This window comes from Sorangiineae bacterium MSr11954 (assembly GCA_037157815.1).
Classification (GTDB): domain Bacteria; phylum Myxococcota_A; class Polyangia; order Polyangiales; family Polyangiaceae; genus Pendulispora; species Pendulispora albinea.
The window spans coordinates 9,728,838-9,753,241 of the sequence record CP089984.1 but is presented as its reverse complement, the minus strand read 5'-3'; the positions used below and the strand labels follow the sequence as shown (position 1 = coordinate 9,753,241).

The 24,404-nt window shown below is 66.4% G+C and carries 20 protein-coding genes and 1 pseudogene; 12 read left to right on the top strand and 9 right to left on the bottom strand.

What is annotated here, in order from left to right:
• Positions 1 to 42 precede the first annotated feature (42 nt).
• The 4 genes from LZC94_38055 to murA all read left to right on the top strand — a co-directional run bounded on the left by LZC94_38055 (position 43) and on the right by murA (position 6,758).
• Positions 43 to 2,604: an ATP-binding protein gene (locus LZC94_38055; protein ID WXB13627.1), complete on the top strand. Its 2,562-nt coding sequence runs from the start codon at positions 43 to 45 to the stop codon at positions 2,602 to 2,604.
• A gap of 30 nt (positions 2,605 to 2,634) precedes the next feature.
• Complete coding sequence (gene glmU, locus LZC94_38050; protein WXB13626.1) at positions 2,635 to 4,065, top strand: bifunctional UDP-N-acetylglucosamine diphosphorylase/glucosamine-1-phosphate N-acetyltransferase GlmU; 1,431 nt, start codon at positions 2,635 to 2,637, stop codon at positions 4,063 to 4,065.
• 101 nt (positions 4,066 to 4,166) lie between these two features.
• Complete coding sequence (locus LZC94_38045) at positions 4,167 to 5,351, top strand: hypothetical protein (GenBank protein ID WXB13625.1); 1,185 nt, start codon at positions 4,167 to 4,169, stop codon at positions 5,349 to 5,351.
• A gap of 99 nt (positions 5,352 to 5,450) precedes the next feature.
• The gene (gene murA / locus LZC94_38040; GenBank protein WXB13624.1) at positions 5,451 to 6,758 is read left to right on the top strand and encodes a UDP-N-acetylglucosamine 1-carboxyvinyltransferase; all 1,308 of its coding nucleotides are present in this window, start codon (positions 5,451 to 5,453) and stop codon (positions 6,756 to 6,758) included.
• Here the strand turns inward: murA and LZC94_38035 are convergent.
• Both LZC94_38035 and LZC94_38030 read right to left on the bottom strand, forming a co-directional pair.
• Entirely contained in the window at positions 6,739 to 7,308 is a 570-nt protein-coding gene (locus tag LZC94_38035) for a helix-hairpin-helix domain-containing protein (protein WXB13623.1), read from the bottom strand. The two genes, murA and LZC94_38035, sit on opposite strands and share 20 nt — an antisense overlap.
• Before the next feature lie 10 nt (positions 7,309 to 7,318).
• On the bottom strand, positions 7,319 to 7,657 hold the full coding sequence (locus tag LZC94_38030) for a hypothetical protein (protein ID WXB13622.1): 339 nt from the start codon (positions 7,655 to 7,657) through the stop codon (positions 7,319 to 7,321).
• Between the two features lie 345 nt (positions 7,658 to 8,002).
• Here LZC94_38030 and LZC94_38025 point away from each other — a divergent pair, with 345 nt between their 5' ends.
• Both LZC94_38025 and LZC94_38020 read left to right on the top strand, forming a co-directional pair.
• Positions 8,003 to 9,139 carry a DUF362 domain-containing protein gene (locus LZC94_38025; GenBank protein WXB13621.1) on the top strand — a complete coding sequence of 379 codons (1,137 nt, stop codon included), beginning with the start codon at positions 8,003 to 8,005 and terminating at the stop codon, positions 9,137 to 9,139.
• Between the two features lie 260 nt (positions 9,140 to 9,399).
• Entirely contained in the window at positions 9,400 to 10,305 is a 906-nt protein-coding gene (locus LZC94_38020) for a GGDEF domain-containing protein (protein ID WXB13620.1), read from the top strand.
• 15 nt (positions 10,306 to 10,320) lie between these two features.
• Here LZC94_38020 and LZC94_38015 read toward each other — a convergent pair whose 3' ends face one another.
• Complete coding sequence (locus tag LZC94_38015; GenBank protein WXB13619.1) at positions 10,321 to 10,752, bottom strand: hypothetical protein; 432 nt, start codon at positions 10,750 to 10,752, stop codon at positions 10,321 to 10,323.
• Positions 10,753 to 11,039: 287 nt separating this feature from the next.
• Here LZC94_38015 and rpsD point away from each other — a divergent pair, with 287 nt between their 5' ends.
• From rpsD to LZC94_37990, 5 genes and pseudogenes are all read left to right on the top strand, one after another.
• Entirely contained in the window at positions 11,040 to 11,669 is a 630-nt protein-coding gene (gene rpsD, locus LZC94_38010) for a 30S ribosomal protein S4 (GenBank protein ID WXB13618.1), read from the top strand.
• 135 nt (positions 11,670 to 11,804) lie between these two features.
• Positions 11,805 to 12,836 carry a DNA-directed RNA polymerase subunit alpha gene (locus tag LZC94_38005; protein WXB13617.1) on the top strand — a complete coding sequence of 344 codons (1,032 nt, stop codon included), beginning with the start codon at positions 11,805 to 11,807 and terminating at the stop codon, positions 12,834 to 12,836.
• 45 nt (positions 12,837 to 12,881) lie between these two features.
• Positions 12,882 to 13,325, top strand: a pseudogene (gene rplQ / locus LZC94_38000) (50S ribosomal protein L17).
• Positions 13,326 to 13,516: 191 nt separating this feature from the next.
• Positions 13,517 to 14,953 (top strand): aldehyde dehydrogenase family protein, encoded by a 1,437-nt coding sequence (locus LZC94_37995; GenBank protein WXB13616.1) that lies wholly within the window; start codon positions 13,517 to 13,519, stop codon positions 14,951 to 14,953.
• A gap of 91 nt (positions 14,954 to 15,044) precedes the next feature.
• Entirely contained in the window at positions 15,045 to 16,127 is a 1,083-nt protein-coding gene (locus LZC94_37990) for an Mrp/NBP35 family ATP-binding protein (protein ID WXB13615.1), read from the top strand.
• 17 nt (positions 16,128 to 16,144) lie between these two features.
• Here LZC94_37990 and LZC94_37985 read toward each other — a convergent pair whose 3' ends face one another.
• Positions 16,145 to 16,984 carry a MoxR family ATPase gene (locus tag LZC94_37985; protein ID WXB13614.1) on the bottom strand — a complete coding sequence of 280 codons (840 nt, stop codon included), beginning with the start codon at positions 16,982 to 16,984 and terminating at the stop codon, positions 16,145 to 16,147.
• Positions 16,985 to 17,064: 80 nt separating this feature from the next.
• Positions 17,065 to 17,859, bottom strand: a complete 795-nt coding sequence (locus tag LZC94_37980; GenBank protein WXB13613.1) for a hypothetical protein — start codon at positions 17,857 to 17,859, stop codon at positions 17,065 to 17,067.
• A gap of 66 nt (positions 17,860 to 17,925) precedes the next feature.
• Here LZC94_37980 and LZC94_37975 point away from each other — a divergent pair, with 66 nt between their 5' ends.
• The gene (locus LZC94_37975; protein WXB13612.1) at positions 17,926 to 19,359 is read left to right on the top strand and encodes an FAD-binding protein; all 1,434 of its coding nucleotides are present in this window, start codon (positions 17,926 to 17,928) and stop codon (positions 19,357 to 19,359) included.
• 30 nt (positions 19,360 to 19,389) lie between these two features.
• Here LZC94_37975 and LZC94_37970 read toward each other — a convergent pair whose 3' ends face one another.
• The 4 genes from LZC94_37970 to LZC94_37955 all read right to left on the bottom strand — a co-directional run bounded on the left by LZC94_37970 (position 19,390) and on the right by LZC94_37955 (position 24,267).
• Positions 19,390 to 20,286 carry a hypothetical protein gene (locus LZC94_37970; protein ID WXB13611.1) on the bottom strand — a complete coding sequence of 299 codons (897 nt, stop codon included), beginning with the start codon at positions 20,284 to 20,286 and terminating at the stop codon, positions 19,390 to 19,392.
• A gap of 35 nt (positions 20,287 to 20,321) precedes the next feature.
• A complete protein-coding gene (locus LZC94_37965; GenBank protein WXB13610.1) occupies positions 20,322 to 22,253 on the bottom strand; it encodes a GMC family oxidoreductase in 1,932 nt (643 codons plus the stop codon).
• Between the two features lie 101 nt (positions 22,254 to 22,354).
• Positions 22,355 to 23,242, bottom strand: a complete 888-nt coding sequence (locus tag LZC94_37960) for a lysophospholipase (protein ID WXB13609.1) — start codon at positions 23,240 to 23,242, stop codon at positions 22,355 to 22,357.
• Entirely contained in the window at positions 23,239 to 24,267 is a 1,029-nt protein-coding gene (locus LZC94_37955) for an arginine N-succinyltransferase (GenBank protein WXB13608.1), read from the bottom strand. Before LZC94_37955 ends, LZC94_37960 begins: the two co-directional genes overlap by 4 nt.
• Positions 24,268 to 24,404 lie beyond the last annotated feature (137 nt).

The following is a 24,404-nucleotide window of genomic DNA, read 5'->3' as shown; positions in this document are numbered from 1 at the left end:
CGGTGGTGCGATGAAGACGCGGTGTGTGGGCGGAGGACGAGCATGAGCGGCAACACAGCGAAGCAAACGGACGGATTGGTCGACGCGCTGAACGCGCAGCTCGAAGAGGCCCTGGAGCGCGACACCGAGGCGACCATTTCACTTGGCTCTGCCGGCGCCGGAGACGAGCCGGCCATGCGGGCGCTCGAAGCGAGGCTCAATCAGCTGCTCGACATGGCCCGCCGCAAGAGCATCAGCAAGCACCCGCTGGCCGCCGAGCACAAGAAGCTGAACTTCCTGTTCGATTCCATAGTCGACAACGTGCCCATCATGCTCTTCGTGAAAGACGCGGCCGACGGCAGGCTCTTGCTCTACAACAAGGCGGGCGAGACGCTCCTCGGCAAGAACCGTGAGGAGCTGGTCGGCAAGACCGACTACGAGATCACCCCCGAGAACGCGGACTTCTTCCGGGCCAAGGATCGCGAGGTGCTCGAGGGTCGCAAGCTGGTGGCCGTCGACGAGCGCATGGGCACCCCGTCCGGCGAGGAGCGCTGGCTCTACACGAAGAAGATCCCGCTGCTCGACGAGACCGGCGAGCCGAGGTACCTGCTCGGCATCTCCGAGGACATCACCGATCGAAAGCGCGCCGAGCAAGAGCTGCTCCGCGCCAAGGAGGCCGCCGAAGCCGCCGCCCGCGCCAAAGGCGAGTTCTTGGCCAATGTCAGCCACGAGCTGCGCACGCCGCTGACCTTGATCCTGGGGCCGCTCGATTCGCTCTTGGCAGGCGAAGCCGGCGCGCTCGCCCCCGAGGTGATCCAAAGGCTGGAGCGCGTGCGCCGCAACACCGCGCGCCTCAATGGGCTGGTCTCCGACTTGCTCGACTTCTCCAAGCTGGAGGCGGGTAAGACCACGGTCCATTGGCGCTCCGTTGCCGTGGCCGAGGTGGTCTCGCACGTGGTGGAGGACGCGCGGCCCGTCGCCGAGCAGCGCGGGATCACCCTCCGCGGTCCGGCGCCGGACACCGATCCGGGGAGCGTCCCGCTCGATCCGCGGATGTTCGAGAAGATCGTCCTCAACTTGGTCGGCAACGCGCTCAAGTTCACGCCGTCGGGCGGCAGCATCGACGTGCTGCTCACCCGCTGCGACGAGGGCATCGAGCTTCGCGTGACCGATACGGGCATCGGGATCCCGGCCGATAAGATCCCGCTCCTCTTCCAGCGCTTCACGCAGCTCGACAGCTCCGCATCCCGACGGTACGAGGGCACGGGCATCGGGCTGGCGCTCGTCAAAGAGTTCGCGGAGCAGATGGGCGGAACCGTCGGCGTGGAGAGCGAGCCCGGGAAGGGATCGTCGTTCTTCGTGCACCTCCCGAAGAACGCGGACCAGATCACATTGCTCGGGGTGGGGTTCGACGATGCGGAGGAGTCGGTCTCGCAGCCGCCGGCGCGCTTCGGTGCCTTCGCCGCCATGCGTGATGCGCGCGATGGTCGCGAGACGCGCGATTCGAGCACGCCGCCCATCGCGTACACGGGGAAGCCGCGGCTGATTCTGGCCGAGGACAACGTGGATATGCGCGCCTACGTGTCGGAGCTCTTGGGGGCGCAGTACGACGTGGTCGCGGTCGAGAATGGGCGGCTGGCGCTGGAGTCGGCCCGGAGGTACTTGCCCGACGTCGTCGTCTCCGACGTGATGATGCCGGAGATGAACGGGTTCGAGCTGGTCGCGGCGCTCAAGCGCGATCCGGTGCTCAAGCAGGTGCCGGTGATCCTCCTCACGGCGCGCGCGGGCAAAGAGGCGGTCGCCTCGGGGCTCGAGGAGGGCGGCGCCGACGATTACCTGACCAAGCCGTTCTCCCCGGCCGAGCTCCGCGCGCGCATCGCCGCCTCCCGCCGTTTGCACCAGGCTTACCAGGATCTGGCGCTGCGCATGGACGAGCTGGTCGCGACGCGCGATCAGCTGGTGGAGGCCGAAAAGCTCTCCCTGGCCGGGCGCCTGGGTCGCGCGGTCGCGGGCGAGCTTCGCCAGCCGCTCGCGAGCTTGAGCGCCTCCTTGGCCACCACCTTCTCGCCCTCGTCGGACGCGGCCCGCGCGCTCACCCGGGTCGCCGAGCTGGTCTCGGGCCTCGAGCGCCTCGCCGAACCGCCGCGGACCTCGCTGCGCGAGCGCACCGACGTGGCCAAGCTGGTTCGCTCCATCCTGGTGGAGGTGGGGGCAGACTCGGCCATCGTTCCTTCGCAGGCCGGTCACGAGCTCGTGACCGCCGTTTCGGGCGACGACCTGCGGCTCGCGCTGAAGAGCGTCTTTTCCTTCCTGCACCGCGCCCCCACCCGGGTCTCGCGCCGCTCGCCCATCGCGGTGCACCTGCACGAGGAGGCGGGTCAGCCTTGCATCACCATCTCCGATACGTCGATCGATATCCGCCCGGACGAAACGGAGCGGCTGCTCGATCCCCACGTGGTGCTCGCCTCCGACTCGGGGCACTCGCTGGAGCTCGACACGGGTCTGACCATCGCCAGCCAGGTTCTACGGCGCAACGGCGCTGAGCTTCGCGTGCTCTCCCCAGCGGTCGGAGGCATCGCGTTCCAGTTTTCGCTTCAACCCGGGGACGAATCCGACGCAAACTGACCCACGATGAGCGAACGAGAAACGGTACGGATGGAACGCACGGCCGCGGTCATCCTGGCCGCGGGCCAAGGCACGCGGATGAAGAGCGAGCTCCCCAAGGTGATGCACACCCTGGCGGGCCGCCCGCTAATTTACTTTCCTGTGCGCGCCGCGCTCGATGCGGGGTGCGCCGAGGTGATCGTCGTGGTGGGCCACGGTCGCGAGCATGTCTCGTCGTACCTGGCGAAGACCTTCGGCGATCGCGTGCGCACGGCAGTGCAAGAGTCGCAGCGCGGCACGGGCGACGCCGCCAAGTCCGGCCTCGACGCGGTCGACGCAACCCGCGACAACTGCGACGCCGCCCTGGTCTTCTACGGCGACGCCCCGCTGCTCGCCGCGGCCGACCTGAGCCAGGTCGCGCGGGCCTTCCAGGAAGATGCGCGCTGCACCTTGGCGCTGGCCACCTGCGAGGTCGCCGATCCGCACGGCTACGGCCGCATCCTGCGCGATGAACGCGGCGACATCGTGGAGATCCGCGAGCACCGCGATCTGCGGACCGATGCCGAGCGCGCCGTGCGTGAAATCAACCCGGGCATCTTCATCGCCAAGCTGGATTTTTGGCACACCGCCCTGGCCGAGCTCCGCCCCAACAACGCGCAGGGCGAGCTCTATCTGACCGATGTCGTCTCCTTCGCGCGCGGCTCGAACCAGCTCGTGCGCACCGCCCCTTCGCGCGACGAAGTGCTCCTCGGCGTCAACGACCGCCAGCAGCTGATCGAGGCGGAGATCGCCATCCACGAGCGCATCGCGCGCGATCTGCGCCGCTCGGGCGTGACGGTTCGCGCGGGCGCGCGCATCGACGAGGGCGTTCGCATCGGCCACGACACGGTGATCGAAACGGGCGTGGTGCTCCGCGGGAACACGGTCATCGGCGCGCGCGCGACCATCGACGTGGGCTGCGTCCTCACCAACGTGGTCGTCGACGACGGCGCCGTGCTCAAGCCGTACTCGGTGCTCGCCGATTCGCACGTGGGCCCGCGCGCGCAAGTCGGTCCCTTTTCGCACGTCCGCCCCGACAGCGACATCGGCGAGGAGGCCCACGTCGGCAACTTCGTGGAGACGAAAAAGACGCGCCTCGGCCGTGGCGCCAAGGCGAACCACCTCGCCTACCTGGGCGACGGCGTGGTAGGCGCCGCCGCGAACATCGGCGCCGGCACCATTTTCTGCAATTACGACGGCTACCGCAAACACACCACCGTCATCGGCGAGGGCGCCTTCATCGGCAGCGACTCCCAGATCGTGGCCCCCGTCACCATCGGCGACGGCGCCTATGTTGCCACCGGCACCACCGTCACCCGCGATGTCCCTTCGGACGCACTCGCGATCTCGCGCGTCCGCCAAGAGAACAAAGAGGGCTACGCCGTGCGCCTTCGCGCGCGTCTGAAGCCCGTCAAGAAGGACCCCGACGGATCGAAAACATGAGCTGAGCCCAGGTCCATCGCCCTCGCGCGCCGTTACAACCTTTGTCGCACCGTTGCAAAGGGCGGTACGGATCCGCCGAAGGGATGGTATGAACTTTTTCCGTGCGATACCGTAACCTCTTCCTGGGCTTCCTCACGGCCAACGCCGCGACGTTCTTGTCGTTCTACGGTTGCGAGCTCAAATCGGGCGGCACCGGCGGTGGCGGCCCCGATCCCGGGAGCGATGGGGGGATCGATGGGTCGAAGACCGATTCGGGCCCTGGCGGGAAATGTCCGGGGAAGAATATTCAGACCGATCCGGATAACTGCGGCGACTGCGACCATTCGTGCGGCGGCGCGGGGGCGACGTGCACGGCGGGTAAGTGCGACCCGGTTCGGTTTGCTCCGGTGTCGGTGGCGGCGCTTCCCTATTCGACGGATTTGGCCCTCGATCAAGGTGGCGCCGTCGTAACCAATGGATTGGACGTCGGTGGCGTGTATTACGTGCCGTTCGATGGAGCCGGTAGGATCGATACGATCGCTGCGCCGCAAATAGGACCGAAAGGACCTTCGTCCGATGGCACGCGCGTCTGCTGGGGCCTTGGGAACAATACGCTCCCGTGCAGTTTGCGCGATGGTGGTTCTCTCGTGCTCGCCACGGATACCGTAGGCAGTCCGCGATCGACGGCCATCGTGGGCGCGGATGCTTATTGGATTACCAATGTAGCGAGCGATCTCCGACGTTTTCCGCTCGATGGGAGCACGAACAAGGCGACGATCGTCGCTACGTCTCAGGGTGGCCTTTCGGGTGGTCGCTCGCTGGTGCTCGACGGAACTCGATTCGTCTGGATTGCTCGTGACGCCAAGCTCATTGCCGCCGCAACGCTGGATGGGACCCTGCCGGTCGCCGCCACGACCGTCGCCAGGGTCCCTCTGGTCTATCCCAACGCCGTTGCCGTCGGCTCGAACGCGTACTACGTCGTCGCGGAGGACAACAGCGGCGAATTGGGAGGTCTCTATCGAGCGCCGAAGGACGGCACCGGCGGCGACGCCACGGCGCTCGTGCGTCAGTCGCTCGTAGAGCCGGCCATCGCCATTGACGCGAAGTACGTCTACTACACTGATCGAAACGGCGGCACGATCTACCGCTTCCCGCTGGACGCCACCTTGCCCGATGGCGGCACGCCGAGTCCAGAGCCCATCGCCAAGGGGCAAGGCAGCCCCACGTCCATCGGCGTGACCGACAAATTCGTCTACTGGCTCAATGTCAGCGGCCCCCTTACCGGCCTGATGCGCGTCGCCAAGTAAGCGCCCGTCACCACGAGGAATCGCCCGTCCTCGCCCGGGCGTTTCCCCGTCGACGTCGTTTTCTTTGGAAAACGGGAAAGCATCAGGCAAGTTCGGACCATGGACGCCATTCGTGTGCGCGGAGGGGCTACCCTTCGCGGCAAAGTTCGCATCAGCGGGGCCAAGAACGCAGCCCTCCCCATTTTGTGCTCCGCCCTGCTCTCGGATGGCGAAACGCGGCTTCGCAACGTCCCTGCGCTTCGCGACATTCACACGACCGCCGCGCTCCTACGCTTTCTCGGCCGCGGGGTCGAGGTCGACGGATCCGAGGTGCGCGTGGCCGCCGGGGACAAAGTGCGCCCCGAGGCCCCGTACGAGTTGGTCAAACAGATGCGCGCCAGCGTGCTGGTGCTCGGACCGCTGCTGGCGCGTTTTGGACGGGCCAAGGTGAGCTTGCCCGGCGGGTGTGCCATCGGTGCGCGCCCCATCGATCAGCACTTGAAGGGGCTGGAGGCGATGGGGGCGAGCATTCGCCTGGAGCGCGGCTACGTCATCGCCGAGGGACCCAATGGCGGTGGCCGTCTGCGTGGCGCCGAGGTGTATTTCGACCTTCCGACCGTGACCGGTACGGAAAATCTCATGATGGCCGCGGCGCTCGCAAAAGGGCGAACGACCCTCGTCAATTGTGCGCGCGAGCCGGAGGTCGAGGAGCTCGGACGCATTCTCAACAAGATGGGCGCGGAGGTGGATGGCGCCGGCACCGACGTGATCCACATCGTGGGTCGCGATCCGGGGACCCTCGCGCCATTCGACCACGCGATCATCCCCGATCGCATCGAGGCCGGCACCTACATGGTCGCGGCCGCGGCGACCGGCGGTGACGTCCTCGTCGAAGGGGCGGAGCTTTCGGATCTCGAGGCCCTCATCGCCAAGCTCCGGCAGGCGGGGGTCAAGGTGGAGAGCGTGGGCTCGGAGGGTGGGGCAGGGGAATCGTCGCAGGGGGTTCGCGTGTGGCGCGAGGGCCCGCTGCGCGCGGTGGACGTGACCACGGCACCGCACCCCGGCTTTCCCACCGATATGCAGGCGCAGTTTCTCGTGCTGATGTGCCTCGCCCGCGGCGAGAGCGTGATCAGCGAGACCATCTTCGAGAATCGCTTCATGCACGTGCCCGAGCTCTCGCGCATGGGGGCGAATGTGGCCCTTCGCGGAAATATCGCCATGGTCCAAGGCGTGGATCGCCTCTATGGGGCGAGCGTGATGGCCACCGATCTGCGCGCGAGCGCGTCTTTGGTGATCGCCGGCCTGGTGGCGGACGGTGAGACGGAGGTCCGCCGCGTCTACCACCTCGATCGCGGCTACGAGCGGCTCGAGGAGAAGCTGCGCCTCCTCGGCGCCGACATTGCGCGGGTCAAGGGCGCGGAGGGGTAGCGCCGGACGGCGGGTCGATGCGGACCAGGGGGCGCAGCCGCCGCAAGCTGGCCCGCCCGATGCCGCGGACCCGCAGCAGATCTTCGATGCGTTGAAAGCGCCCGAGCCGCGTGCGCAGGGCGAGGATCGCCTCGGCGCGTTTGGCTCCCACCCCCGGAAGACGCCGGAGATCGTTCACGGTGGCGGTGTTGAGGACCACCGGATCGTCCTCCGTGGCCTCGCCTTCGCGACCGCGCGCGGGTGCGGGCGCGCCGAGCAAAGGATCTGCGCCGGAGGTGACGGCGACGCAGGGGCTGGGGGACGAAGGTTCGACGGAGGCGTCGGCCGCCGTGACCATCGCGGTCGGCGGGGAAGACGAAGAAGACGGCGCCGTGTCGCCGGACCCTGCGGCCCTTCCCACGATGCCGAGAACGACGAGCCCCGCGACGAGGAGGAGCGCTCGCCGCAGGAGGGAATTGCGCCACACCCGCCCCCACGTGGGGAGCCCGGGCGACGCAGAGGCGCTGCGCGAGCTCGTCGCAGCGCCTTCGGAGGAATGCGTCGTGGTCATGCGAGCTCCGTCAGAACGGAATGTCGGCGGTGCGCTTTGCACCGTCGTCGAGGCTCACGTTGGAGGTGGCGGATACCGCGTCATCCAGCTGAACGCTGCTATGGCGCGGAGGCGGGACCTCGTTGTCGGTGTCCGTGCCGCGCGGCGTCCAGTCGCGGAGCTGAAGGTTGCCCGACACGGGCATGGCATCGAGCCGGATGTTGATGGAGCCATCTCGATTGATGTACCCGACGCCGATCCGCGTCCAAAACGAGCGGCCCTGACGCTCCGAGACCGTGTAGGCGATTTTCATGGGGTGCAAATGACGGGGAGAGTTCGTCCCGTTGGTGCTGTTCAAGTGCAAGTCCATCTTGGCTTCTCCTGTTTGTCCTGTTGATCCGTGTTCACGCCGCGTCATCGCGCCGTGTGAGACCCTCATAGCGACGCGCGTACCAGACACGAGCTTCTGTAATTCCGCGTACTTACAAGGCGAAACCCCTGGCCCGGACAGTCCAAGGGGTGTCCCGGACATGCGGACCCGACAGCAACGGACGGCCCATCATGAGGGTGAGCTCGAGCGGCCCCGAACGAGATCGCTCGCGGGAAAGTGCTCGCTTGCGGGCGCCTGGTGTATCGTGTCGGAGAAACTCGAACGGCATGCTGCTGGCTTCGGCCGGGGCATGATCGAACGCGTGATCAAGAGGAGTGTCGAATCATGGCTGCCGAACTGCGCGAGGGGGAAAACCGCGAGCTACGTCACTCTGAAGCCGGAGGCACGGCGTCCGACGATTCACGCAACGGAGAATCGACGCGGCGTTCCTTTCTCGGTGGCGCGGTCGCCGCCGCCGCCGGTGCGACCCTTCTGCGAAGCGAGATCGCGGAGGCCGCCAAAGGACCCGTCGTGGAGCCGAACCTCGCGGCCAGCCCGCCGCCAGGCTTCACCCCGTTCGCCGCGCCAGGCCGCATCGTCAAGGTGACGAAATCGGGCTCGCTGCAGGCAAACAAAGTCTACCCCAAGGCCGACGCGGCCAGGGAGATGCTGACCAAGGCCCTCACCGAGCTGACGGGCGAGCCCGATCTGCCCAAGGCGGTGGGCCGCTTCGTGCACAAAGACGACAAGGTCTGCGTGAAGGTCAATGGCATCGCCCTGCGAAACCACTCCACCAACCAGGAGCTGGTGATCCCCTTCCTCGAGGCCATGATCGCGTACGGCATTCCGGCGTCGAGCATCACGGTGCTGGAGCAGTACGGCAGTTATTTGCAAGGTACACGTATCAACGAGAAGAACGTCCCTTCCGGGGTCAAAATCTCGATCCACGCGAACGGCGACACCACCATGCCGGAGCGGCTCATTCCTGGCACCGGGGTGCGCACCAAGTTCTGTCGCGCGCTCACCGAGTCCACGGCGGTCATCAACTTCTCGCTCATCAAAGACCACTCGATCTGCGGCTACACCGGGTGCCTCAAGAACATGACGCACGGCACGCAGATCTATCCGCACTACTTCCACTCGCACCATGCGTCGCCGCAGATCGCGGTGCTCTACGCGCAGGACGTCATCAAGAGCCGCGTGCGATTGTGCATCACCGACGCCTTCCAGGTGATGGCACATGGGGGGCCGCTCGACAAACAACCCCAGTATCGGTACCCGTACGAGTCGGTGTTCGCGACCACCGATCCGGTGGCCATGGACACGATCGGCTGGGAAATCGTGGAAAAATTCCGTGCGGACAAAGGCCTCCGCACCCTGACCGCGGAAGGTCGCGCGCCTGCCTACATCAAGGCCGCGGCCGATCTGGGGCTCGGCATCGCCGATCGAGCCAATATCCAGGTGAAAGAGCTCACGATTTAGCGAGAGAACGCCGACGGGCGAGGCCCTTGTGGGCTTTGCCCCTCGACCTGACACCCGAGCCTACGGCCTCCGTGGGTCTCCTCGGGCTCGTGGACTCGTGCACCCCGACTGGTTTTCTTACGGGCAACAGCATCCCCCGCCCGTCTATACTTGCGGAAGTGATGGATGGGCGGGACGACGACGACGGCGATACAGTTTCTGTAAGCCCAGCCGCGCTCGCGGACGGGAGTCTAAGGCGCGGCGGCGAGGCGTGCTTGGTCGTGATCTACGGACCGGAGCTTGGCCGGCGGATTCCGCTCGCGCATAGTCACTTCGAGATTGGCCGTTCCTCCAAGAGCGATCTTTCCATCGATCAGGAGAGCATCAGCCGCCATCACGCCCGCATCGCCGCCGCCGGCGGTGGCTCCTTCACCTTGATGGATCTGGGCTCGACCAACGGCACGTATGTGAACGATGTGGCCATCACCGAGCACCGCTTGGCGGACGGCGATCAGATCAAGATTGGCCGCTCGATCTTGAAGTTCATGACCGGCGACAACATCGAGACCAGCTACCACGAGGAAATTTATCGCCTGGTCACGGTGGACGCGCTCACGCAGCTCTTCAACAAGCGCTACTTCGGCGAGGCGCTCGAGCGCGAGTTCAACCGCGCGCGCCGCTACAAACGGCACCTGTCGCTCTTCTTGATCGACCTCGATCACTTCAAGCAAATCAACGATCGCTACGGTCACGTCGCCGGCGATTTCGTGCTGCGGCAGCTGGCCCTGGAGGTGAAAGGGAAGCTGCGTCGCGAGGACATCTTCGCTCGGGTGGGCGGCGAGGAGTTTGGCGTTCTTTTGCCCGAGGTGCAGCACGCGGGTGCGATGGCCACGGCGGAGAAGGTGCGCAAGGTCGTGGAGGCCGCGCAGTTCTCGTTCGACAAGCACATCATCCGAGGCACCGTGAGCATTGGCGTTGCGACGCTCGACCCTGCGTCGTTCTCCGATCAGGAGCTGGAGCAGCCTGCCGAATCGGCCGACGAGCCGCTGGCGTCTTCGCCCTCGAGCGGATCGAGCGATGGCGCGCTGCCGGAGAAGCCGAAGACGGCGGCCTCCCTTTATGCGCTGGCCGATGCGGCGCTCTACCTCGCCAAAGAGCGAGGACGAAACCGGGTCACCGCCGCCTAGCGTTTTGCGAGCGTCTCACGAGTCGGCGTAGGCGGAGAATGCCATCGTGTACGCGTCTTTGCCGAGCCGGAATGGGATCGTGTAGTCCTCTTGCTTCGAGGTCCGCGAGGTCGCCTTCTCCGACTTGATCTCGTAGACGAGGTTTTGCTTGGCGCGCACCTCGAGCTCGGTGCCCGGCGTGACCTTCTCGACGAAGATCCCGTAGTCGACCGGCACATAGAGCGCGACATCGCACGAGTTGTAGAGCTCGACGGTGGGGTGCGCGCAGGAGGTGAGCTTGGTGGACAGGCACGCCGGCACGGCGGGCGAGCCCTCGTTCGGGGTGATCGTCAGGGTCGACGTTTTGGGCATGGGGCACGCGCTCGCGGGGCAGCCGGTGAGCACCGGGGTAGCGAGCACGGCGATGGTGGTGGCAGACGCGGCAAGAAGAGGAAGGAAAGGTCGCATCGGAGGAGGGGCTCCTGGTTCGCCTCCGGGATGGGGGCGTGCCCGTGGTTGGATGTCGTAGCGCCCGCTCACGTAGCACTCTGCGCGAACAGGCGCCGTGGGGGCCCTCGGGAGAGCTACTTGCACGAGCCCCCCTTGCTTTTCCGCGGAGTTGTCGTAAATGGTGCGCCCCCCCGCCTGCGAGCCAGGTACGCCGGGATGAAGCCTCCCTCTGGAGTGCGTAAACCGGTTTTTCGGCTTCTTTCTGCGGATTTTCCGCCGTTCGAAGCCCCGAAAAAGGATAAGGAATGGCGCGATACATTGGTCCGGTGTGCAAGTTATGCCGCCGGGAAGGAACGAAGCTCTTCCTCAAAGGAGAGCGGTGCTACACGGAAAAATGTGGGGTCACCCGAAGGCCCTACCCCCCGGGACAGCATGGACAAGGGCGCATCAAGCTCAGCGAATACGCCGTCCGTCTGCGTGAAAAGCAGAAGGTCCGTCGCGTCTATGGCGTTCAGGAGCGGCAATTTCAGGGGTATTACGCGCACGCCGCCCGTCGCAAGGGCCGCACGGGCGCGGAAATGTTGGGCTTGCTCGAAGGCCGGCTCGACAACGTCGTCTACCGGTTGGGCTTCGCTTCCTCACGGACGGAGGCGCGCCAGCTGGTGAAGCACAATCACGTGCTCCTCAATGGAAAGAAGTCCAACGTGCCGAGCATGCTGCTGCGGGCGGGGGACACCGTCGAAATTCGCGCCAAGAGCCGCGAAATCGGCCGGATTCAAGGCGCGCTGGCGCAGATCGACAAGCGCCCGGCCCTGAACTGGCTCGAGCTCGACAGGAAAAACTTCAAGGGAACGTTCAAGGGCGGCATCGTCCGCGAGGACCTGAACGAGCCCGCGATTCGAGAACAGCTTGTCGTGGAGTACTACTCCCGCTAATTCACTCGGCCTCGTTCATCGAGTAATCAGGAAACGTCTCGTCAACGGGCAGGCGACGGGTTTCGCAGAGGAGCGGGTTCCGAAGCGAGCTGGGATCGCCGCGTTTCAATAGGCAGCCAAGGAAGGAATGGACATATGAGCAGCAGCAGCACCGTCATCACGCGCAACTGGCGGGATCTCATTCGCCCCCGCGGGATTCAGATCGAGGGCGAGACCCTCACCGATTTCTACGGCAAGTTCTCGTGCGAGCCGCTCGAGCGCGGCTACGGCATCACCATCGGCAACTCGCTCCGCCGGGTCCTCCTTTCTTCGCTGCAGGGCGCGGCCATCACCGCCATCCGCATCGACGGCGCGCTCCACGAGTTCACGACCATCGCCGATGTCGTGGAGGACGTGACGGACGTCATCCTCAACTTGAAGGAGGTCGTCCTCAAGGCCGCGCAGCCGAAGACCTACACCGTCCGCCTCGAGAAAGAGGGCCCCGGCCCGATTTACGCGCGCGACATCCAGCTGGTCGACGGGCTCCAGGTCCTCAACCCGGATCACCTCATCGCCACGCTCGACAAGAAGGGCCCCCTGTCGATGGAGCTCACGGTCAACGTGGGCCGCGGCTACGTCCCCGCCGAGAAGAACAAGACGGCGACCATGCCCATCGGCACCATCCCCATCGACGCGCTCTTCAGCCCCACCCGCAAGGTCAACTACACGGTGACCAACGCGCGCGTCGGGCAGGCGACCGACTACGACAAGCTCGCGCTCGAAGTGTGGACCAACGGCAGCGTCAAGCCGCAGGACGCGGTGGCGTACGCGGCCAAGATCCTCAAGGAGCAGCTCTCGATCTTCATCAACTTCGAGGAGACCGAGGAGACCTCGTACCAAGCCCCCGGCGGCGAGGACGAGCCGCTCAACGAGAACCTGTTCCGCAGCGTCGACGAGCTGGAGCTCAGCGTCCGCTCGGCCAACTGCCTGCAGAACGCAAACATCACCCTGATCGGCGAGCTCGTTCAGCGCACCGAGCAGGACATGCTGAAGACGAAGAACTTCGGGCGTAAGAGCCTGAAGGAGATCAAAGAGATCCTCGCCAACATGGGGCTCTCGCTCGGCATGAAGATCGACAATTGGCCGCAGATGCTGGAGCGCTGGAAGGCTCAACAAGCGCAGGCGTGACGCGAGCTCAGGAAACCTTCGGAAAGAAATTAGGGAGACAGCATCATGCGTCACGGAAACGCGGGTCGTAAGTTCGACCGAAATACCAGCCATCGCCGCGCTATGTTGAAGAACCTCGCGGCCAACTTGATCCTCCACGAGCGCATCGAGACCACCGACGCCAAGGCAAAAGAGCTCCGCCGCGTGGCCGAGCGTCTCGTCACGCGCGCCAAGCGCCTCGGGACGGCCGCTTACACGCCGCAGGCCGAGCTGTCCGACAAGGACAAGGCGCGCCGCCTGCACGCCCACCGCGTGGTGGCTTCGATCATCCCGCGCTTCGGCGTGAAGGTCGACAACAAGGCCGGCACCAGCGTCAAGGTCGACCTCGTCGAGAAGGTCTTCGTCGACCTCGCCAAGCGCTTCTCCGAGCGCCCGGGCGGCTACACGCGCATCATCAAGGTCGGCCCCCGCCGGGGCGACGGCGCGCCCATCTCGCTCATCGAGTGGGTCGACGCGACCGGACCCGTCGTTGCCGAGGGCGACGAGGGCGCGGCCACGGGCAAGGCCGGCAAGGCCAAGTCGAAGAAGGCCACCGCCGTCGCTGCCAGCGCCGGCGCCAAGGCCGAATAGCACCCTAGGCTCCCTAGACTCCCGGGCCGCCGCGGGGCAGCGCACGCGCGTTTTCATGTAAGACTACGCGCGTGCTCCCCATCGACCCCGGTCTCTATGTCGCCTCTCGTCACATCGTCAGCGGGCCTCTTCTCCCGGTCTTCGAACCGTGGACGGGAAAGAAGCTCGCTGATGTCGTTTGTGCGGATGCGGCCACCGCCGAAGAGGCGATCGTCGCCGCCGTCCGCGCCTCCGAGCAGCTCGCGAGGCTGACGAGCTACGAGCGCAAGCGAATCTGCCGCTCCATCGCGGACGCCTTGGAGCAAAACATCGATCATCTGGCGGAGCTGATCGCGCGCGAGGCGGGCAAGCCGCTGGCGCTGGCGCGCGTCGAGGTGCTGCGCGCGGTGTCGACGTTCGAGATCGCCAGCGAGGAGGCGACCCGCATCGGCGGCGAGGTGATCCCGCTCGACATCACCGCCTCCAGCGGCGGATACCGCGGTGAGTACACGCGGGTGCCGGCCGGGCCGGTGCTGGGCATTTCGCCCTTCAATTTCCCGCTGAACTTGGTCGCGCACAAAGTGGCGCCCGCGCTCGCGTGCGGGGCCGCCATCGTGCTCAAGCCCGCGCCGCAGGCGCCTCTGACGTCGCTCTTCCTGGCGGAGCTGGTGCGCAAGAGCGGGGCGCCGGAGAGCGCGCTGCAAGTCGTCCCGTGCGACAACGTGGTGGCCGAGCGCCTGGTGCGCGACGATCGGTTCGCGACCTTGTCCTTCACGGGGAGCGCGAACGTCGGCTTTCATCTCAAGTCGATCGCCGGCAAAAAGCGGGTGCTGCTGGAGCTCGGCGGCAACGCCACCACCCTGGTGCACGAGGACGCGCAGCTGGACTTCGCGGCGGAGCGCGTCACGTTCGGCGCCTTCGGGTACGCCGGGCAGGTGTGCATCAAGGTGCAGCGCCTCTATGTGCACGCGCCCATCGCCGAGCGCTTCATCGCGGACTTGGTGGCGCGCGCCCGGGCCATCGTGCCCACCGATCCGCTCGATCCCAAGGCGCTCGTGGGGCCGATGATCGACGAAAACAACGCGCGCCGGGTAGGCGCGTGGCTGGACGAGGCCGCGGGCGCCGGCGCGCAGGTGCTCGCGGGAGGGAGACCCGAGGGGCCGCGCGTGCCGCCGACCATCGTTCGGATCGAGGGCTCCGGGCGCGGGCTCAAGATCGTCGACGAGGAGGTGTTCGGTCCGGTGCTCACCGTGCATCGCTACGAGCGCTGGGAGGACGCCTTGGCGATGGCCGACGACTCGCGTTACGGCCTGCAAGCCGGCATCTTCACCGACTCGCACACGCGCATTCGCCAGGCCTTCGAGCGGCTGCACGTGGGCGGGCTGATCGTGAACGACGTGCCGACGTTTCGCGTCGATTCCATGCCCTACGGCGGTGTGCGCGACTCCGGTCTGGGGCGCGAAGGAGTCCGCTTCGCCATCGAGGAAATGACCGAACGCAAGCTCATCGTCTACCGGGAGGCGCGGTAATCGCCATTCGGGGCCCGGGGTAATCGGCCGGGGGCTCACCGAAGGGTTTGACGCGGGGCCCGCCGCAGCTTACTTCCTCTCGCAAACCCCCATGGCTACCCGAGAAGAAGTCATCGCAGCCCTAAGCCCGCTCCTGCCCGATCCGTCGGCGCTCGCGGAGGTCGTCGTCCTCGGTCGGGACGTCACTGTCACGCTCCGGCCCCGCGGCCCGCGCGAGGAGCTCGGCTCCAAGGTGCGCGAGGCGCTGGCCAAGCTGCCCGACGTGGCCGGCTTCGAGGTTCGCTGGCAGGCCGATGTGCAGGGGCGAAATGTGGGCCCGGAGGATCCGCTCCCCGAGGTCAAGAACGTGGTGCTGGTGATGAGCGGCAAGGGCGGCGTGGGCAAGAGCACGTGCGCCACCAACCTGACCATGTCGCTGCATCGCGCGGGCTTTCGCGTGGGGCTCCTCGACGCCGACATTTACGGCCCGTCGATCCCCACCATGCTCGGGGTGACCGGGCGCCCGGTGTCGCTCGACGGCAAGAGCATCGAGCCGCTCGAGCGCTTCGGGGTGAAGCTCATGTCCATCGGCTTTCTCCTCGAGGATCCCAAGGCCGCCGTGGTCTGGCGCGGTCCGATGCTCCACGGCGCGCTCTTGCAGTTCCTCAAGGACGTGCGCTGGGGCGCGCTCGACTATCTGATCCTCGATCTGCCGCCCGGCACCGGCGACGTGGCGCTCACCCTCGCGCAGCGTATCAGCTCACCGTACGCGGTGATCGTGACCACCCCGCAAGCCGTGGCCACCGACGACGTCTACAAGTCCGTCTCCATGTGCGAGAAGGTCAACATCCCCGTGGTGGGCGTCATCGAGAACATGAGCTACTTCATCGACACCGCCGGGGTGAAGCACGAGCTCTTCGGGCGCGGCGGCGGCCAAGCCATCGCCGATTTCGCCAAGGCGCCGCTCTTGGGGCAGGTGCCCATCGATCAGAGCGTGCGCGAATGGGGCGACAAAGGAACGCCTGTCGTCCAAGCGTCCCCCTTCAGCCCGATCGCCCGCGCCTTCGTCACGGTGGCCGAGCGCCTCACCGACGCCGTCGATGCGCGCCGCACCGAAGGCGAAGAAGAGGCGCCCCCCGAGATCGACCGCAGCGGCGGCCCCGGAGGTCGCAAGCGCCTGCCGATCATGAAGTAGCGGCTCGTTTTACGAGTCTATGCGCGCCAGCCGCCGCCTTTTTTGGCGGCGCGGTATGTCTCCACGTCTTGCTCTTTCTTCAAGAGGACGCCGAGGAAGGGCAGCTCTTTCACGAAGCGCTCTTTGCCGACGCCGCTTTGCTTCAGCACGCTGATCCAGTCGATCAACTCGCTGGTCGACGGGCGCTTGCGCAGGCGCGGCATCTCGCGCAGCTCGTAGAAGGCGACCACCGCTTGATCGATGAGCTCGTTCTCGAGCTTGGGGTGGTGGACGCGAACGATGCGCTTCATCAGCTCCACATCGGGGAAGTCGATGAAGTGAAAGACGGTGCGCCGCAGGAAGGCGTCGGGGAGCTCTTTCTCGTTGTTCGAGGTGATGATGACCACCGGCCGCTCGCTGGCCACGACTTCATCGCCCGTCTCCGTAATGTGGAAACGCATGCGATCGATCTCGTGCAGGAGATCGTTCGGGAACTCGATGTCCGCCTTGTCGACCTCGTCGATGAGCAGGACCACCCGCTCGCTCCCGGCGAACGAGCGCCCCAGCGGTCCGAGCTTGATGTAATGGCGGATGTCCTTCACATCGCCGTCGCCGAAGCGGGCGTCGTAGAGCCGCTGAACGGTGTCGTAGACATACAGACCGTCCTGGGCGCGTGTGGTGGACTTGACGGGCCAGTGAATGAGCGAAAGCTGGAGGCTCTCGGCGATGGCTTGGGCGAGCAGGGTTTTCCCGGTGCCCGGTTCCCCTTTGACCAAGAGCGGGCGCTCGAGGGCCAGCGCGCAATTGACGGCGGCCTCGAGCGAATCATTGGTCAGGTAGTTCGGCGTGCCCGAGAAACGACGGAAGGGACTTTGCACCGCTTCCTTATAGCAGCCATCCCAACCACGCGCCCCGACTGACGCGTCCTCCCTTCGTGTTACGGAATGCGTGTCCCGCGTTACAGGTCGAGCAGAACGCCGAGGCCGGTGACCAAGCCGAATTGGAAGAAGCTCGCGTCCGCGGACCGGCTGGTGTTGGCGATGTCGATCGAATGCTTTCCACCGAGCGAGAAGAGGAGCTCGGGCGCCGCGCTCAAGAAGAAGGTCTCGTTGATCCGAAAGAGGAACGGGACGTCGACCGCAAAGATGACCGACGAGAACGTGTCCTTGCCCGTGTCCGTGGCGCTGACGACCGCATCCTGTCGCGAGGCGTAGCCGATGCCTCCGCGGGGCCACACGGCGAAGCGGCTGTTGAGCGGGATCATGTAACCGACGCGCGGAAGGAGGGTGAACGCGGTCGTGGTCGGCAGATCGCGCGTGTTCTCCGCGGTGGTGCCGCCGGCGACGGTCTTGGTCTTGACGGAGCCGCTCGTCGCGGCAATCTCGATGAGCCCGCCGATGGAGAGGTGGTCGATGATGAAGTAGTCCGCCGACGGCGCGAACCAGAACGTGGTGCGCTTCTGGGTGATCTCGGCGTTGTTGTTGGTCACGTCGTGCGCGTTGTACGACTGGGTCGAGAAGCCGAGCGGCCCCGCGTACGACACGCCGGAGAACGAGCCGATTCGAAAGCCCATGAGCGAGTCGATGGCGAGCTGGCCCTTCCCGCCAGACGGGCTCAAAAGATCGCGCTGCGCATGCGCCTGCGAAGGGAGGAGAAGCAGCGCGACGAACGCGATGAACGAGGCAAAGGAGGCGAAGGTTCCCGGTGAAAACGGGAGCGCTCGTTTTTCCAGGGGTTTGGGGTCTGCGTACATATTCGTTTCCTAGTTTTTGGTGTTCCGTATCGCCCACTTTGCAGCAGGCCGCGCTACGTTAGCCGAGTGCTCATTCCACTCCCAAAAACTCCGCTTCCATCACCCGATGCGATCACGCGAGCTCTTCTAGATCTCGGACGCACGCTGGGCGACTCGAAGGTGCTCACCGGCGACGCATGCGCGACGTACGCGCGCGACGAGAGCGAGGCCACGGGGCGCGTCCCCGCCGCCGTCGTTCTGGCGTCGAACGCCGAGGATATTCGCCGCACGCTCACGATCGCCGAGAGCACCGGCGTACCCGTCACGCCGCGCGCGGGCGGCACGGGCCGTACTGGAGGAGCGGTGCCCGTCGCCGGCGGCATCGTGCTGGCGACCGACGCGATGAAGCAGGTGAAGGAGATCAACGCGAAGGATCTGCTCGCGGTGGTGGAGCCGGGCATCGTCACCGGCGATCTGCACGCGCTGGTGGAGCGCGAGGGGTTCTTTTATCCGCCCGATCCGAACTCGCTGGGGAGCTGCTGCATCGGCGGAAACGTGGCCGAGAACGCTGGCGGGCCGCGCGCCTTCAAGTACGGGGTGACCCGCGAGTACGTGCTCGGGCTCGAGGCATGCTTGATGGGCGGGCGGGTGCTGCGCACCGGCAAGCGCACCGTCAAAGGCGTGACCGGCTACGACGTGACGTCGCTCCTCGTGGGCAGCGAGGGCACCTTGGGCGTCTTCACCGAGATCACGTTGCGTCTGGTTCCCAAGCCGCCCGAGGTGGCCACGGTGCTGGCGCTCTTCGAAGACGTTCGCCACGCGGGCGCGGCCGTGAGCCGCATGATCGCGCGCGGGCTGGTGCCGCGCTGCCTGGAGATGCTCGACGCGGCCACGCTCGATGCGGTGCGCGCGCAAAAGGTGGCCATCGATCCGCGGGCGCGGGGCATGCTCTTGATCGAGGTCGACGGCGAGGCGGCCACCACCCAGGCGTTGCTCGAGCAGATCGCGGAGGTTCTGTCCGGCGGTCCCGGGCTGATCGACTTGTTGGCGGCGCAAGATCCGGCGCAGAGGGCGCGCCTCTGGGAGGCGCGGCGTGCGCTATCTCCGGCCACGCGAAAGCTTGCAAAATACAAATTATCGGAGGACATCGTGGTCCCGCGCTCGCGCATCGCCGAGCTGCTCGAGGGGGTCGACGTCATCGGCGCGGACACGGAGGTCCGTCATTTGACATATGGCCACGCGGGGGACGGGAATTTCCACGTCAACTTCCTCTGGAACGACGATGGCGAGCGCCCGGCGGTCGATCGCGCCATCGAGGCGTTGATGCGGCTCACCATCTCACTGGGCGGTACGCTCACCGGTGAGCATGGCATTGGGTTGAGCAAGGCCGAGTACCTTCCGCTGGAGCAATCCGAGGAGCTGATCGAGCTTCAGCGGGATATCAAGCGCCTGTTCGATCCGAAGGAGTTGCTCAATCCGGGGAAGATCTTTCCCGTGCGGCCGGGGCACGGGGGCTGCTGACGTTTCGGCGGCGGCCCCTCGCGGGGCGGGCTACTCGTGAAAGAGCTCGTCCGCCGATGTGACCGCGACTGCCTTGCGGATCCAGCGATCGAGGGTGCTGATGTCTTTGCACGTGAGAATGCGTGCGCGTGTTTCGTCGGGGACGGGGAGTCCGCGGGCCTCGAGAAAGGCGATCACCGCCTTGGCTTCCCCCGCGGCGAGGCCTTCTTCGACCCCCTCTTCGCGTCCTGCACGAAGGTGCTTGAGGAAGTATTCGCTCTGGAACACGTAGTTGCCTTGACTCATGATTTTCTCGAAGGTGGTTCTGGCTGCCGCGCTGAGCGAGATGAAGATGAGATCGGAGTATACCACGTTGCGTTGGTCGTCGAGCTGACGGCAGGCTTGTAGGGCGGCGGAGGCAATCTGCACGGCTATCCCCGGATCATCATGGCCATGAGCCGCCGCGCTGAGCACAGCAAGCTCCGGAGCACGCTCCGCTTCGGATGGATCTCGGACGGCGGGGATCGCGGAGGGGCCGAGAACGAACGGGCGAATATGGTCCCCGGGGCGGCCCAACTCGATGGGCTCTCGCGCCCATGCGGCGACGTCTTCGCGGGTGGTGACGACGAGAAGGAGCACGGGGCATCGAAGCTTGTCCCGCAGCGCGCAGACGTAGTGGGGCCACGACCACTTCTTGTCGCCGTTCGGGTGGAGTTGAAGCTCGACGATGATGGCGAGCTCGGGTCGCCCGTCGCCATCTTCGAGGGTGAGCACCAGATCGACGGTGCGTTCGGTAGGAGTAATTTGCGAGACGTCAGCCTCGCCAATGGTGACCCGCTCGAATCCCGGCAGCTCGAGATGCAGCACATCCCGAAGCAGCTCCGCGGCGAGCGTGGGGCGGTTGCGGAAGAGAAGGACGAGTCCTTCGTGCGAAAAGGACGCGGGCATGATCCGCCGACGCTAACCGAGCCTCGGGCAAATATCTAAATCCTCGCGTCGATGATCTCCGCCACCCGGTGTGCCATGGCCATGATCGTCATTTGCGGATTGACGCCCAACGCCGAGGGGACGGAGGAGCCATCGGCGATGTAGAGGCGTTCGAGCTCGTGGGATTCGTGGTCGGGACCGAGCACGCTGGTGTGCGGATCGGTGCCGATGCGGCAGGTTCCCAAGGGGTGGTATGCCGTGACGTCGAAGTCGCTCGCGCGGAAGGTGTGGGTCTCGAAGTATTTCAGGTCGGATGCCGTGTGCACCTCTTCGAGGCCGGGGAGCATGGGGAGCACGCGGCGGGCGCCGGCGGCGAGGAAGATTTCGCAGAGGATGCCGATGGCGCGGCCCATCTTCGCGCAGTCGTGCGCGTTCATGTTGTAGGTGATGAGCGGTCGCGCGGTGTGGCCCGGGGCGGCGCGTACGGCGCCGCGCGAGCTGTCTTCGATCATGAGACCGAATTGTGCGACGTTGCGGTAGCGATCCATCAAGCCGCTGAAGGACGAGCCCACCCACGGGATGCCGATGGCCGTGACGTCGAGCGGGGTCGAGCCGCCCTCGAACATGATGCCCTCGTCCATGAACTCGTCGACCATGTAGCCCTGCGGGATGGCGTTGGCCATGTCGATCGACTCGTCGAACAAGGCGATGACCCGCGTGGCCGGATGGATCGATAGGTTTTTGCCCAGCGCGGGGCTGTTCGACAGGAGCCGCGCGCGCTCCAAAAATACGGGGGTCATCAGCGCGCCACCCGCGAGGACGATCGCCTCCGCGCGCACGTCGAGCTCGCGCCCCGAGGCGAGGCGCGCCCGAACACCGCGCGCGCGCCCGCCCTCCACGTGAACCCCCGTGGCCTCGGCCGCGGTGATGAGCTCCGCGCCGCGGAGGAGCGACTGCGGCACGTAGCTGACGTCGGTGGAGCGCTTGGCGCCGGTGGGGCAGCCAAACACGCAAACGCCTTGGCCGTCGCAGTCGGGCGCGTTGCGGTGGATCGGATGGTGCGTGTAGCCGAGCGCGCCCGCGCCCCGCGCGATGACCCGCCCGATGCCGCCCGTGAGCTCGCGCTTCGCCGGCGTGACCTCCAGCATGCGCTCGACCCGCTCGTAGTACGGCCCGAGCTGGTCGCGCGCGATCTCGGTGAGCCCCAGCTCCTCCTCCCATCGCTGGAAGATGCGCGGCGGCGCGCGGTAGCAGGTGCCGGAGTTGATGACCGTGCTCCCTCCGACGGCGCGCCCCGCCCATACGGGCGTCCCGACATTGCCCACGGCCAGGGTCAGCCCCTGATCGCGATAGAGCTTGCGCGACATTTCGGCGGCGCGCGCCGTGAAGGACGAGCGGCGGTGGTAGTCGCCTTCTTCGAGCAAGAGCACCGCCCTGCCGCGCGACGCTAGCTCGTACGCGCACGCGGCGCCGCCCGCGCCCGTGCCGATCACCACGACCTCGCACTCGAGCGTGAGATCCTCGCGCAGGTTGCGGCCGTCCCGCACCTTTTGCATCCAGCGAACCGGCTCGTCGACGCTCACCAAACTGAGGCGGCGCGCCGGTCGTGCGGCGAGGCCATCGCGCTTGTCGCGCTTGACGGCTTCCACCTTGCCATAGCCGCTGCCGACCCGCGCGAACATGTCCGGATCGTCGTAGTGGGCGGCCTTGAGCGGCGTGAGGATGGCGCGCAAGAGCGCGCGGCGCGGACGGAGCTGGGAGTGTTGCCAGCACTCGAGAAACCGGCGCGCCGTCTCCGTCGGCAGCTTGGAGAGCGGGCGCGCGGTGGCGGCGACCGCGGCGAGCTCCGCTGTCCAGAGCAGCGCCTTGATGCCGAGCCAGTGCACGTCGCTCGTCCCTTCGAGCCAACGCTTGAGGCGCGACAAGGTGACTTCGCCGCCCCCGGGGAGGATTTCACCATCGGGGATGGCCGCGGCCGCGAGTGCCACGACGATCCGCTCTTCGCGCGCGGTCAGCTCCATACCTGTACATTCTGTAAACACAGAATTCATAGATAGCAAGGTCGGCGGGTCACGGACTTCGGGGCCCTCTAAATCGATTCGAGCCAGTCGGCGACCGTTGCCCACACGTTGGACGCGCGGCGCCCGGCGATCAGATCGCGCGGCGCCCGGCCTCCCTCGTCGTCGTGCGCGATGACCCGGAAATCCCTCGGCCCTGCGCAGCGGGAGAGCATGCGCTCGGCGCACTCGGGTGCGCAGCGGAACTCATCGGCCGCGCTGGCGACGGCGAGCACGGGCACGCGCACCTGGCCGAGCGCTCGTTCGTAGTCGAGCGAGCCATCCTCGCTTCGCCATGTTCCTTCGCGCGCGGCCCGCACGGCGGCGTTCATCAGGGAGGCCGGCTCGTCCTCGCTCCCCAGGCCCATGGACCGCGCCGGAAAGTAGCCGTGCGCCTGCACCACCGTGGCAAAAAACTCCATGGCGGCGCGTTTGGCGCGCCATCGCACGTCCGAGGGCTCGAGCTGTGGAAGCCACACATTGGATCCGACCAAGGCCACCGCATCGGCATCCACCACCGACGTTCCGCACCCGGCTAGCGCAACATGCCCGCCCAGCGCGTGCCCCACCACCGCCAGCGGCCCCGACCATCGCGCCCGCGCACACGAAGCGACGGTCGCCAGGTCGCCGCGCACCAGATCGTCGTAGGTGAAGTCGGCCGGGCCGCTTTCGCCGTGGCCGCGAAAGTCGAAGGCCACCGTGCGCCACCCGCGCAGGGTGAGGTACTTGGCGAAGCCCCCCGCGCGCGCCTCGAATGCGCGGCGCGAGCCAAACTCGCCGTGCGCCAAAATGGCCGTCCCGCGGGCGGGGCCAAAGCCTTCTTGCACGGTGGCGCGCAAGGCGATGCCGTCCGAGGTGTGGACCTCGATGGCCTCGATCGACGCCGTCTTCGGCTTGTATGAGCGGGCGCGGCTCCTCAATCCAGCGATAATACGCCGATTTCGCTCCCGATCACGGCGCCCAGCTGCTCGGCGGCTTCGGCCTCCAGGGTGCCCGTCTCCGGATCCCAGTGCGCCAGCACCGCGTGGAAGTAGGGCGCGCGCTCGGATTCGAGCGCCACGATCGAGCGATTGCGCGTGCGCGGCACGTCCGCGGCGACGGCGCGCACCGTGGCTTTTTCTGCGCGCGCCACCAAGCTGACTTCGTCGGTGGGCGCGGTGAAGTGCGGGCCGCCGTCGAAGGGATCGACGCGCTCGGCGTAGCGGAAACCGATGCGGCGCAGCATCTTTTCGACCCCGCGGGTCTGCGCGCCCACCTTGCCGATGACGTCTTGCGCCACCTTGGGGAGGAGCGAGGCGTAGAAGGTCCCTTCGGGGAAGAGCCCGCGAATGAACTCCTTGTTCTGCTTCGACAAAATATCGGCCTCGGCATAGCTCAGACCGGTAAAATGACGGCCGAGCGCGTCCCAGAGGTGCGAGGTTCCATCGGCCTCGAGCGGCGGTAGAAGCTCGGCCAAGAGCTCGTCGCGGAAGGCTTCGCGGTGCAGCTTGATGAACAAGAAGCGCACGTACGAGATGAACTGCCCGAGCCGCTCTGGGAAGCGGCGGTACTCGGGCAGCAGCACCAGGCCGCCGATTTCCGTGGGCCCGTTGTACGAGTAGCCGATCGAGAGCACCGTGTGCTTGAAGTGTCGATCGAGGGTGGCCGAGTAGCGCTCCTCGTCGACCACGTCCAAGTAGATGTACGGTGCTTCGCGGCGCCCGAGCTGGGCGATGATCATCGACGTCCCGACGATGCGCTTCTTGTCGCGATCGATCAGGACGAAGACGTACTCGCGCCGCTTCGAGTCTTTGATCTCACCCGTGAAGCTCTTTTGCGCCTGATCGAGCAGGTGAGCGATGGCCTCGCGGCTGTACGGGAGGTTGACCGTGTTCAGATGATGCGCGAGCTCCAAGAGCTCGTCTTCATCGGAGACGAGGGCGCCGCGAATCTCGAAGGCCGGCATGCGCGCGGGGTTCTAGCATAACGTCCCGGCTGGCGCGGCGGATTCCATTGCGGGCGGACCTTTAGCGGACGGGGCCTACGAAAGAAGCTTGCAAACCGCGGTGAATCAACCTCGTAACCTGGCATCTCCGTCGAGGA